At 73.6% G+C, this 11,870-nt stretch carries 9 protein-coding genes; 2 read left to right on the top strand and 7 right to left on the bottom strand.

Annotated elements, in window-relative coordinates; translation table 11 throughout:
* Positions 1-8: 8 nt before the first annotated feature.
* Positions 9-1,484 carry a carboxyl transferase domain-containing protein gene (locus Q9S36_RS41965; RefSeq protein ID WP_311290699.1) on the top strand — a complete coding sequence of 492 codons (1,476 nt, stop codon included), beginning with the start codon at positions 9-11 and terminating at the stop codon, positions 1,482-1,484.
* Between the two features lie 9 nt (positions 1,485-1,493).
* On the opposite strand, the gene Q9S36_RS41960 is transcribed toward Q9S36_RS41965, so the two are convergent.
* The 5 genes from Q9S36_RS41960 to pdhA form a co-directional block, all read right to left on the bottom strand.
* Positions 1,494-2,582 carry a hypothetical protein gene (locus Q9S36_RS41960; protein WP_311290698.1) on the bottom strand — a complete coding sequence of 363 codons (1,089 nt, stop codon included), beginning with the start codon at positions 2,580-2,582 and terminating at the stop codon, positions 1,494-1,496.
* Positions 2,575-4,032: a hypothetical protein gene (locus Q9S36_RS41955; protein WP_311290697.1), complete on the bottom strand. Its 1,458-nt coding sequence runs from the start codon at positions 4,030-4,032 to the stop codon at positions 2,575-2,577. The genes Q9S36_RS41960 and Q9S36_RS41955 overlap by 8 nt, the downstream gene beginning before the upstream one ends.
* Before the next feature lie 180 nt (positions 4,033-4,212).
* Positions 4,213-5,769 carry a dihydrolipoamide acetyltransferase family protein gene (locus Q9S36_RS41950; protein ID WP_311290696.1) on the bottom strand — a complete coding sequence of 519 codons (1,557 nt, stop codon included), beginning with the start codon at positions 5,767-5,769 and terminating at the stop codon, positions 4,213-4,215.
* A 66-nt stretch (positions 5,770-5,835) separates the two neighbouring features.
* Positions 5,836-6,822, bottom strand: a complete 987-nt coding sequence (locus tag Q9S36_RS41945; RefSeq protein ID WP_311290694.1) for an alpha-ketoacid dehydrogenase subunit beta — start codon at positions 6,820-6,822, stop codon at positions 5,836-5,838.
* Positions 6,822-7,895, bottom strand: coding sequence for a pyruvate dehydrogenase (acetyl-transferring) E1 component subunit alpha (pdhA, locus tag Q9S36_RS41940; RefSeq protein WP_311290725.1), 1,074 nt, complete (start codon positions 7,893-7,895; stop codon positions 6,822-6,824). The genes Q9S36_RS41945 and pdhA overlap by 1 nt, the downstream gene beginning before the upstream one ends.
* Positions 7,896-8,585: 690 nt before the next feature.
* Here pdhA and Q9S36_RS41935 point away from each other — a divergent pair.
* Positions 8,586-9,749 (top strand): family 43 glycosylhydrolase, encoded by a 1,164-nt coding sequence (locus Q9S36_RS41935; RefSeq protein WP_311290693.1) that lies wholly within the window; start codon positions 8,586-8,588, stop codon positions 9,747-9,749.
* A 12-nt stretch (positions 9,750-9,761) separates the two neighbouring features.
* On the opposite strand, the gene Q9S36_RS41930 is transcribed toward Q9S36_RS41935, so the two are convergent.
* Both Q9S36_RS41930 and hisC read right to left on the bottom strand, forming a co-directional pair.
* The gene (locus Q9S36_RS41930; RefSeq protein WP_311290724.1) at positions 9,762-10,700 is read right to left on the bottom strand and encodes a glutathione S-transferase C-terminal domain-containing protein; all 939 of its coding nucleotides are present in this window, start codon (positions 10,698-10,700) and stop codon (positions 9,762-9,764) included.
* A gap of 96 nt (positions 10,701-10,796) precedes the next feature.
* On the bottom strand, positions 10,797-11,870 hold the full coding sequence (gene hisC, locus Q9S36_RS41925; protein WP_311290692.1) for a histidinol-phosphate transaminase: 1,074 nt from the start codon (positions 11,868-11,870) through the stop codon (positions 10,797-10,799).

The raw sequence follows: 11,870 nt of genomic DNA, 5'->3' as shown, positions 1-11,870 counted from the left end.
CTCGCGCAATGAGCGAACGACTGAGCGCGCGCCACCTCATCGACCTCGTCCTGGACCCGGGTTCGTGGTCCTCGTGGGACACCCCGCCGCCGCGTGACGGCATCTCCGAGGAGTACGCCGCCGAGCTGGCGGCGGCGGCCGAGAAGTCGGGCGTCGACGAGTCCGTGCTCACCGGCGAGGCCCGGATGCACGGGCGCCGGATCGGGGTGCTGGTCGGTGAGTTCGGCTACCTGGCGGGCTCGATCGGCCGCGCCGCCGCCGACCGGATCGTCGCCGGCATCGAGCGCGCCACCCGCGAGGGGCTGCCGCTCGTCGCGGCGCCGGTGAGCGGCGGCACCCGGATGCAGGAGGGCACGCCTGCCTTCGTCCAGATGGTCCGGATCTCCGCGGCGGTCGCCGCCCACCGCACGGCGGGGCTGCCCTACCTCGTCTACCTGCGCCACCCCACCACCGGCGGCGTGATGGCGTCGTGGGGCTCGCTCGGCCACGTCACCGTCGCCGAGCCGGGCGCACTGGTCGGCTTCCTCGGCCCCCGCGTCTACGAGGCGCTCTACGGCCGGCCCTTCCCCAGCGACGTGCAGACCTCGGAGAACCTCTACGCCCACGGCATCATCGACGCGGTGCTCCCGCCCGAGGAGATCGCCGACATCCTCGACCGCGCGCTGACCATCCTGATGGCCGCGCGCGAGGGCGTCGCGCCGGTGGCCGACCCGGGTCAGGAGGACGTCCCCGACGTCGACACCTGGGACTGCGTCACGCGGTCGCGCCGCCCCGACCGGCCCGGTGTCCGCCGGCTGCTGCGCTACGCCGCCAGCGACGTCGTACCGCTCAACGGGACCGGGCAGGGCGAGGCCGACCCCGGGCTGCTCATCGCGCTCGCACGGTTCGGCGAGGCGCCGTGCGTCTTCCTCGGGCAGGACCGGCGCGGGCAGACGACCGACCACCCGCTCGGGCCGGAGGCGCTGCGCGAGGCCCGGCGCGGGATGCGGCTGGCCTCGGAGCTCGGGCTGCCGCTGGTCACCGTCATCGACACGCAGGGCGCGGCGCTGTCGGCCGCCGCGGAGAACGGAGGACTGGCCGGTGAGATCGCCCGGTCCCTGGCGGACCTGGTGACGCTCGACGCGCCGACGCTGTGCCTGATGCTCGGCGAGGGCAACGGCGGCGGCGCGCTCGCGCTGCTGCCCGCCGACCGGGTCGTCGCCGCCCAGCACGCGTGGCTGTCGCCGCTGCCGCCCGAGGGCGCCTCGGCGATCGTGCACCGCGACCTCGACCACGCAGCCGACATGGCGCGCGCCCAGCAGGTGCGGGCGATCGACCTCTACCGCCGCGGCATCGTCGACCGCATCGTGGCCGAGAAGCCCGACGCGGCCGACGAGGCCGAGGCCTTCTGCCGCCGGGTCGGCGCGGTGCTCGAGCACGAGCTCAGCGCGCTGCTGTCCGCCGGCCCGGGCTCACCGGAGAAGCGGGCGCGGCGCTACGTCTGAGCCCGGCTGCTAGCGCTGCTCGGTGTCCCCGGACCCGTCGGCGCGCTCGGCCAGGTCGGCGGCTGCCTCGTCCTGCGCCTCGACGACCTCTGCCTCGGTGACGGCCTCGGGCACGTCGGAGTGGTCCTCGGAACCCTCCGCGGAGCCTTCATCGGAGCCTTCGTCCGCGTCCTGAGTCGGGGCGGCGGACTGCTGGGGAGCCGGGTCGGGCGGCACCATCCCGGGCACCGTTCCGGTGAGCGTGGCCAGCATCTGGCGCACGTTGGACAGCTGCGCGTTGATGCTGTCGCGTCGCTGGGCGGCGGCGGCGAGCTCGCGCTCGGACTCCGCGCGCACCCGGTCGGCGGTGGCACGGGCCTCGGTCACCATCGCGGTCGAGCGCTCCTCGGCGTCGGCGAGCATCCGGGCGATCCGGGCCTCGGCCTCGGCGCGGCTGCGCTCCATCGCGGCCTCGGCATCGCGGTTGCGGGCGGTCATCGCGTCGAGCTCGGCTTGGGTCGCGGCCTGCTGGGCCTGGAACTCCGAGGTGGCCTTCTGCCGGCGCTCGGCCAGCGTGGTCTCGAAGTCGGCGGCCGCCTGCGCGGCCTTGGCCCGCTGGTCCTCGTGGAGCGCCTCGGCCTCGGCGCGCCGGGCGGAGGCGTCGCGCTCGGCGGCGTCGCGCTCGGAGTCGGCGGCGGTGCGCGCGTCGGCGAGGAGCCGGGCGCTCTCGGCCTCGGCGTCGCGGCGGGTCTCCTCGGCGTACCGGTCGGCCTCCTGGCGCAGCGCCGAGACCTCCATGTCGGCGTCCTTGCGCATCGCCTCGATCTCGCCGACCACCCGGTCGCGGATCTCGGCGGCCTCGGCCTCGGCGAGGGAGAGGATCTGGCCGACCCGCTCACCGAGGTGGGCGTACGTCGGCGGCTCGGGCTGCTGCGCCTCGCGGGACACCAGCGCCTCGCGGGACGCCGACGCCTCGGCGCGGGCCTCCTCGGCCGCGCGCTCGGCGGCCTCGACGCGCCGGCGCAGGTCGGCGAGCTCGCCCTGGGCGGCACCGAACGCTCGCTCGACCTCCGCCGGGTCGTAGCCGCGGCGCACGGTGGTGAACAACTCTTCAGGCATCGGGGGTCTCCTGGTCGGACTGGAACTCGGGGGCGAAGGGGTGGGGCTCGGGAGCGGCCTGGGCCGCGGACGGCTGCTCGGTCTCGGGGACGGACAACGCCTCGATGACGCCGGACCACTGGCCGAGCTCGGCGACGATGCCGTCACGCCGGGCCTGCAGCTGGGCGACCTCGGCGCGGGCACGCTCGAGGGCGAGGCGGGCGCTCTCGCGGAGCTGGTCGGCCTCGGCACGTGCCTCGGCGAGGTGGGCGACCGCCTCCTCCTTGGCACGGCGCCGCTCCTCGGCGGCGTCGGCGCGCGCGCGAGTGACCTCCTCGGCGACGAGTGCCCGCAGGCTGGCGGCGCCGGTCTCGGCCTCTGCGCGGCGGCGCTCGAGCCGCTCGACGGCCCGCTCGGACTCGTCGGTGGCGTCGGCGATGATCCGCACCGCCTCGGCCTCGGCCTGCTCCAGGACGGCCCTGGCCTCCGCCCTCCGCTCGTCCGCCGCGGTGAACGCGTCCTGCGCGACCTCGTCGGCGCGCTGCTTGGCCTCAGCCAGCTCCAGGGCCATCCGGGCCTCGACGGCGGCGATCACACCCTGGGCCCGCTGGCGCACGAGCCGGGCGTGCTCACCGGCGTCGGCGTGGGCCGCCTTGCGGATCGAGTCGGCCTCGGTGGCGGCGCCGGTGAGGACCGACTCCACCGTGCGGGTGGCCCACTCGGTCTGCTCGGCCGCGTGGCGCAGCTTCTCCTCGCTCTCGGCGCGGGCGGCGGCGAGCGTCTCCTCCGCGGTCCGGCGCATGCGGTCGACCTCGGCGCCGGTCGTACGCCGCAGCTCCTCGACGTGCAGCCCCGCCTCGTCGCGCATCCGGGCGGCGTCGACCGACGCCGTGGCGCGCAGCGACTCGGCCTCGGCCGTCGCGGAGTCGAGGTGCTGCTGGCCGGCGCTGCGGGCCTCCTCGACCAGCCGGGCGGCGGTCTCCTGGGCGAGGGCGACGGCCGACTCGGCCTCGGACCGGGCACCCGCCAGCAGCTCGGTCCGCTCGAGCGCCGCGGTGTCGCGCAGCTCCTGCGCCTCCGCACGCAGCGCCACGGCGTCGTCGTGGGCCTGGGCGCGGAGCTTGTCGCCCTCGATCCGGGCCGCTTCGACCTGCTCGTCGCGCGCACCCGACGCGGAGCTCATCAGCAGGGAGGCCTGCTCGTTGGCGTCGAGGACGATCGTCGCGGCCTCCTCCGAGGCGCCGGCCAGCACCTGCTCGGCCTGCTTGCGCGCGCGCCCGGCCTCGGCCCGGTCGCGCTCCGCCTCGACCTTCAGCAGGCGGGCCTCCTCGCGGAGCGCGGCGAGGTCGGCGGTGAGTCGCTCCGCCTCGAGGCGGGCCTCGCTGACCAGCTCGTCGGCGACCTGCTGGGCCCGCGCGAGCAGGGCGGAGGTCGAGGACTCACCCGGGGTGGCGGAGGCTTCGACGTCCATTGCCCACCTGCTCCTCTCCGGCCGAGTCCGACGCCTCATCCTCTCAGGACACCCCTGAGGGTGACAAAGGGCCGACCGGGCACTTCCTCGCGCTACGACGCAGCGACCGGGCACTTCCTCGCGCTACGACGCAGCGACCGGGCACTTCCTCGCGGTCCAGCGCGAGGAAGTGCCCGGTCGTCAGAAGAGCAGCGCGGTGCCCGGGTCCTGGAGCATCCCGGCCACGTCGGCGAGGAAGCGCGAGCCCTTCTCGCCGTCGATGTGCCGGTGGTCGAAGGAGAGGGCGAGCGTGGTGACGTCGCGTACGACGATCTCCCCCGTCTCCTCGTCGACCCAGGGCCGCTTGTTGATCGCGCCGAAGCACAGGATCGCGGACTCGCCGGGGTTGATGATCGGCGTACCGGCGTCGACGCCGAAGACACCGACGTTGGTGATCGTGAACGTGCCGCCCGCCATCTCCGCGGGCTGCGTCCTGCCCTCGCGCGCGGTGGCCGTCAGCTCGCCCAGCGCCGCCGCCAGCTCGGTCATCGAGAGGGCGTCGGCGTCCTTGATGTTCGGGACCACCAGCCCGCGCGGCGTCGCGGCCGCGATGCCGAGGTTGACGTAGTGCTTGTAGACGACCTCCTGGGCGGCCTCGTCCCAGTAGGAGTTGATCTCCGGGGTGCGCTTCATGGCGAGGATGACGGCGCGCGCGAGGACGAGCAGCGGGCTGACCCGTGCGTCGCGGAGCTCGGGGCGCTTCTTGAGCCGCGCGACGAGCTGCATGGCAGCGGTGACGTCGACGGTGATCCACTCGGTCACGTGCGGGCTGGTGAAGGCCGACTGGCTCATCGCCGCCGCCATCATCTTGCGCACGCCCTTGATCGGCTCGCGGGTCTCGCGCTCGCCGCGAGCGGCCGCGGGAGCGGCCGGGGCGGCCGTGGCAGCCGTGGCAGCCGCCGGCGCGGAGCCGTTGGCCGCGCCCTGGACGTCGTCGCGGGTGATCGACCCCGACGGCCCGGAGCCGGTCAGCGTGGTCAGGTCGACGCCGAGGTCCTTGGCGAGCTTGCGCACCGGCGGCTTCGCCAGCGTGCGTACGACGCCCGGCTCCTGGGCCGCGGCCGGCACCAGCGCCTCGGCGGGAGCAGCCTGCGTCGCCCGCTGGTCGGTCGCGGGGACCGGGGACTCGTCGGCCGGCATGACCTCGTCGGACTGGGCACCGCCGGGCGAGAACGCCCCCTGCACCTGCATCTGGGTCTGGCCGCCGGCGACCGTGCTCGGCGACGCCGAGCCACGGCGGGCACGGCGCATCGGGCCACGCTCGGCCTTGATCCGGCCGACGAGGGACGCGCCCTCCATCGAGCCGGAAGCGGCAGGGTTGGACAGGTCGATGTCGGCGGGGTCCACCTGCGCCTCGGCGGCGCCGGCCTCCAGACCGGCCTTCTGAGCCATGCCGAGGTAGGGGTCGGACTCGGTCTGCTCGGTCGGCGTCGAGGTCGGCGCGGTCGGAGCGGGCGCCTCGCCCTCGGCCCCGATCGAGATGATCGGGGTGCCGACTGGGACGGTCTCGCCCTCGGGGACGAGCAGGCCGAGGACGGTGCCCTCGAACGGCGAGGGCAGCTCGACGAGCGACTTGGCGGTCTCGATCTCGACGATCACGTCGTTGATCTCGACGGTGTCGCCGACCTTGACCTTCCAGGCCACGATCTCGGCCTCGGTGAGGCCCTCGCCGACGTCGGGGAGGAGGAATTCAGACATTCAGGTTCCTTTCGGAGCCAGTGGTCTCGAGGCTCGCTGCGCTCGCACCTCGACCACCGAGAGGGCTTAGAAGGCGAAGGAGCGGTCGACGGCGTCGAGGACCCGGTCGAGGTCGGGGAGGTACTCCTCCTCGATGCGCGACGGCGGGTACGGCGTGTCGAAGGCGCCGACGCGGAGGACCGGGGCCTCGAGGGAGTAGAAGCACTCCTCGGTGACCCGGGCGGCGAGCTCGGCACCCATGCCGAGGTTGACGTGGGCCTCGTGGGTGACGACGCAGCGGCCGGTGCGGCGTACGGAGTCGTAGACGGGCTTCATGTCCAGCGGCGAGAGGGTGCGCAGGTCGATGACCTCGAGGTGGCGACCCTCGGACTCCGCGGCCTCGGCGGCCTTGAGCGCGGTCTTGACGGTCGGGCCGTAGGCCAGCACGGTCGCGTCGCTGCCGGCCCGCACCACGCGCGAGGTGAACAGCGGCTCCGGGGTCGCCGACTCGTCGAGCTCGGCCTTGTCGGCGTGGTACTGCCGCTTCGGCTCGAGGAAGATGACCGGGTCGTCGTGGGCGATGGCCTGCTGGATCATCCAGTAGCCGTCGACGGGGTTGGAGCAGGCCACGACCTTGAGGCCCGGGGTGTGCGCGAACTGCGCCTCGGGGCTCTCGGAGTGGTGCTCGACCGCGCCGATGCCGCCGCCGAAGGGGATGCGGATGACGATCGGCATCTTCACCTTCCCCTGGGAGCGGTAGGTGTACTTCGCGACCTGGCACACGATCTGGTCGTAGGCGGGGTAGACGAAGCCGTCGAACTGGATCTCCACGACGGGGCGGTAGCCGCGCAGCGCCATGCCGACCGCGGTGCCGACGATGCCGGACTCCGCGAGCGGACTGTCGATGACGCGGTCCTCGCCGAAGTCCTTCTGCAGGCCGTCGGTGATGCGGAAGACGCCGCCGAGCTTGCCGACGTCCTCGCCCATGAGCAGGACCTTGTCGTCGTCCTCCATGGCCTTGCGCAGGCCCATGTTGAGGCCCTTGGCGAGGGTGATCTTCTGGGTCGTGCTCATCAGGAGTGGCTCCCCTCGAAGGACGCGAGGTAGGCGGCGAAGCCGTCGCGCTGGGCGGCGATCTCGTCGGTCATCTCGCTGAAGACGTAGCCGAACTGGTCCAGCGGCTTGGGGTCGGGCAGGGCCTTGCAGCCCTCGCGGAGGTGGTGGCCCAGCTCCTTGGCCTCGGCGTCGAGGTCGTCGAAGAACTGCTGGTCGACCAGGCCGTTGCGGCGGAGGTACACCTTGAGCCGCTCGATCGGGTCCTTGAGCTTCCAGTGCTCGAGCTCGTCGTTGAGCCGGTAGCGGGTCGGGTCGTCGGTCGTGGTGTGCGCACCCATCCGGTAGGTGTAGGCCTCGACGAACGACGGTCCGTTGCCCTCGCGGGCACGCTGCAGCGCGGCCTTCGTGACGGCGTACGTCGCCAGCACGTCGTTGCCGTCGACGCGGATGCCCGGGAAGCCGAAGCCCAGCGCGCGCTGGTAGAGCGGGATGCGGGTCTGGCGCTCGATCGGCTCCGAGATGGCCCACTGGTTGTTCTGGCAGAAGAACACCACGGGGGCGTTGTAAGAGGCGGCGAAGATGAACGCCTCGTTGACGTCGCCCTGCGACGAGGCACCGTCACCGAAGTGGGCGATCACGGCCGAGTCGCGGTCGGGGTCGCCGGTGCCGACGACGCCGTCGCGCTGCATGCCCATGGCGTAGCCGGTGGCGTGGAGCGTCTGCGCGCCGATGACGATCGTGTAGAGGCCGAAGTTGTTCTCGTGGGGGTCCCAGCCGCCCTGGTCGACCCCGCGGAACAGGCCGAGGAGCCGCAGCGGGTCGACGCCCTTGCAGTAGGCGACGCCGTGCTCGCGGTAGGTCGGGAAGACGTAGTCCTGCGGGCGCAGCGCGCGGCCGGCGCCGATCTGGGCGGCCTCCTGGCCGAGCAGCTGGGCCCAGATGCCGAGCTCGCCGTGGCGCTGGAGGGCGGTGGCCTCGACGTCGATGCGCCGGGTCAGCACCATGTCGCGGTAGAGGCCGCGCAGCTCCTCGGCGGTGAAGTCGTGGTCGAACTCGGGGTGGTGGACGCGCTCGCCCTCGGGCGTCAGCAGCTGGACGAGGTCGGGGCCACCGTCGGACTGGGAGGGTCCGAAGACCTCCGCAAGGTCGGGGCCGAAGGTGTCACTCCCGGGGGAGGCAGGATCGGACAACGCAGTCTCCTTCAACAGCTAGCGGCAGTCGCGGGATCGCCGGACGCCGACGGCTTGCAGGGTGGTCGTCGGCGTGTGTGACCCCGACCACAATGATGGGCTCAACGTATCGGCCGCAGCCTGACAGCACCAATCCGACGGCGCACCGGCGGGAGCCCACGAGCGGTCCCCGGGCGCAGACGAGCCGGCGCCGACGGACTCGTGGGTGATCCGTCGACGCCGGCTCCCTCCATGGGGGGTGGAGGCTCGGGCGCGAGCTGTCTGCAGGCGCCCGGAGTACGTGCTCCCGGTGTCCGACACCCGGAGGGTCAGAGCCCGGGAGGACCGACGAGGCTCATGTCGCCCCCCTGTCCGACGTGTCGTCGGCCCTCCCGTATCCGCGGCCCCCTGCACACCCCCGTGCATTTCCGCGAAGCTCTCCGCACAGCATCGTGACGTCGGAAGCACACGGCCAGACCCCTGCCCGAAGATCGGGCAAGCGTGCGGCGTCGCTTGACCGTTTCTGGACGACGCGTGCCGATCAGCGTCCCGACCGGACCAGACCGGACGTAGCCTGACGCCCTGCCCAGTCGTCCGAGCGGGGGTGCGCACGTGCGAGACCTCGTCCGTGGGCTGCTCGCGGTCGCCGTCCTGGCGCTCGCCGTCGCGACGTCCACGACGGTGTCGCGCGCCGACGTGACCGCGTTCCCGCCGCGACCGCTGTTCTGGGAGCGGCCGCTCGCCGATCCCTCCGTGGTCCACGACGGCACCCGCTGGTTCGCCGCCGGCACCGGCTGGCGCGGCGGCACCAGCACGAGCACCCAGGAGTACGCCGGCTGGGTCCCGGGCGCGCCCCTGCTGGACTCCCGCCCGCTCTGGGCGCGCAATGGCGACGTGTGGGCACCGGAGGTGGCGCGGGCGGCCGACGGCTCGTGGCTCGCGTACTACTCGATCCCGGTCATCGGCCTGCCCGACGTCAACGACCGCTGCATCGGCGTGGCCACCTCGCCCGACCTCGCGACACCGTTCACACCGCTGCACTCCCAGCCCCTGGCCTGCCCGTCCGGCGCCTCGACGGCCCCGGCGAGCGACGTCGTACCGACCGAGGACGGCCTGCCGCGGCGCGGCGTGATCGACCCGTCGTCCTACGTCGCCCCGGACGGGCGGCGATTCCTCCTCTACCGCACCCAGGGCACGCCGTCGTCGATCCGGATGGTGCGCCTCACCCGGAGCGGGCTGCGCGCGGCCGGACCCAGCCGGGAGATCCTGCGCGACCCCGGCATCGTGGAGAACCCCGAGCTCGTCGACGCGCGCGGCCGCCACCACCTGCTGCTCAGCCGCGGCGACTTCGCGCGCTGCGGCTACCGCACCGTGTGGCGCGAGTCCGCCTCGATCAGGCGCGGCTGGCAGTCCGCGTCCGAGCGGGTGCTGCTCGACCGCGAGAGCACCGGGATCTGCGGGCCGGGCGGGGCCGACTACGTGGCGGGGACCCCGAACCGGCTGTTCGTCCACGGCTGGGTCTGCGACGGCGTCAACGGGCCGTGCGAGTCGACGTACTCCTCGCGCTCCGACGTCGCCCGGCGCGGGCACCGGGTGCTCTACCTGGCGCGGCTCCGCTGGACCGCCGACGGGCCGCGGCTCGCGCGTTTCGGCCAGGGGCCGGCCTGGACGGCGCCACCCAGCCCGACGCCGACGCCGACGCCCACGCCGACGCCCACGCCGACACCGACGGTCCCGCCGACGCCGTCCGCGCCTCCGACGCCACCGGACGGCTGAGGGTCGCGGGCGTCAGCCGCGCCCGTGCGGCGTGAGCCAGCCCGACTCGTCGGGGCCCACGGGCACGATCCCGGTGGGGTTGATGTCCTCGTGCACGACGTAGTAGTGCTTCTTGATCTGGTCGAAGTCGACCTCGTCGGCGAAGCCGGGGGTCTGGAAGAGGTCGCGCGCGTAGCCCCAGAGGTGCGGCATCTCGGTGAGCTTGTTGCGGTTGCACTTGAAGTGGCCGTGGTAGACCGCGTCGAAGCGCACGAGCGTGGTGAACAGCCGGACGTCGGCCTCGGTGATCGCGTCGCCCATGAGGTAGCGGCGGTCGGCGAGCCGCTCCTCGACCCAGTCCATCGCGGTCCAGAGCCGGTCGTAGGCGTCCTCGTAGGCCTCCTGCGAACCGGCGAAACCGCAGCGGTAGACGCCGTTGTTGATCTCGGTGAAGATCCGCTTCATCACCGGCTCCATCTCCGCGCGGAGCTCCTCGGGCCACAGGTCCGGTGCGTCCGGGCGCTGGTGCTCGCGCCACTCGAAGAAGAGGTCGTGGGTGATCTGTGGGAAGTCGTTGGTGACGACCTTGCCCGACTCGACCTCGACGATCGCCGGCACGGTGATGCCGCGCGGGTAGTCGGGCTCGCGGGCGAAGTAGGCCTCCTGGAGCCGCTCGATGCCGAGCACCGGGTCCTTGCCGCCGGGGTCGAGGTCGAAGGTCCAGCTGCGCTGGTCGTGCGTCGGGCCGGGCGCGCCCCACGAGATGACGTCCTCGAGGCCGAGCAGGCGGCGCACGATGATCGAGCGGTGCGCCCACGGGCAGGCGCGCGCGGCGACGAGGCGGTAGCGGCCCGGGACCGCCTCCCACACCGGCACGTCGCGCGGGCTGTCCTTGGAGCCGCTGGGGAACTCGTCGTCGAGCGGGTCGGCCGACCGCTCCCCCGCCAGGATGCGGTCGGGGAGGTAGGTCATGTCGCGCTCGAAGGGTTCGCCCTGCTTCGTGTAGCTCGCCTTGTCGTTCACGCTTCAACCTTACTGACCGCCCCACGCGGGGGCGGTCCGGTGAGCTCAGGGCGCGAAGCGGGCCGCGACCTCGACCACCCGGTCGAAGGCCTCCGACTCGCCGATGCTGACCCGGACGCCGTCGCCGGCGAACGGTCGCACCGAGATACCGACCTCGCCGCAGGCGGCCGCGAAGTCGAGCGCGCGGTCGCCGAGGGGGAACCAGACGAAGTTGCCCTGCGCGTCGGGCAGCTCCCAGCCCACCTCGCGCAGCCGGGCGACGAGGTCGGCGCGGCGCGTGACGAGGTCCTCGACGCGCGCGAGGAGCTCGTCCTGCGCCTCGAGCGAGGCGATCGCGGCGGCCTGGGCGACGTGGCTGACGCCGAACGGCAGCGACACCGCGCGGAGGGCGGCGGCGAGCGGCGCGGGAGCGACGGCGTACCCGACCCGGAAGCCGGCCAGGCCGTAGGCCTTGGAGAAGGTGCGGGTGAGCACGACGTTCTGGTGGCGCTGGTAGGTCGCGATGCCGTCGGTCGCATCGTCCATCCGGACGAACTCGAGGTAGGCCTCGTCGACCACCACGACGACGTTCGTCGGCACCTTCGCGATGAACGCGTCGAGCTCGGCCTGGGTCACCGCGGGGCCGGTCGGGTTGTTGGGGGTGCAGACGATGACCACCTTGGTGCGCTCGGTGACCGCGTCGGCCATCGCGTCGAGGTCGTGGCGGCCGTCGGCGGTGACGGGCACCTGGACGCTCGTCGCGCCGCCGGCGGTGACGGCGATCGGGTAGGCCTCGAAGGAGCGCCAGGCGTAGACCACCTCGTCGCCGGGCTCGCAGAAGGCGTTGACCAGCTGGTAGATCAGGCCGACCGAGCCGGTCGCCGCGGCAAGGTCCTCCACCGGGACGCCCATCGCCTCGCCGAGCGCGGCGTAGAGCGCGGTGCTGCCCATGTCGGGGTAGCGGTTCATCTGCGCCGCCGCCTCGGTCGCGGCCTCCAGCACGCCGGGCAGCGGCGGGTACGGGTTCTCGTTGGAGGACAGCTTGTAGGACGTCAGCCCGGGCCGGGCGACGGGCGGCTTGCCGGCGACGTACGCAGGGATGGCGAGCACGTTGGGCCGGGGCTGGGGACTCGTGGTCAT

The organism is Microbacterium sp. ARD31, assembly GCF_031844425.1.
This window is presented reverse-complemented; position numbering and strand designations above follow the sequence as displayed.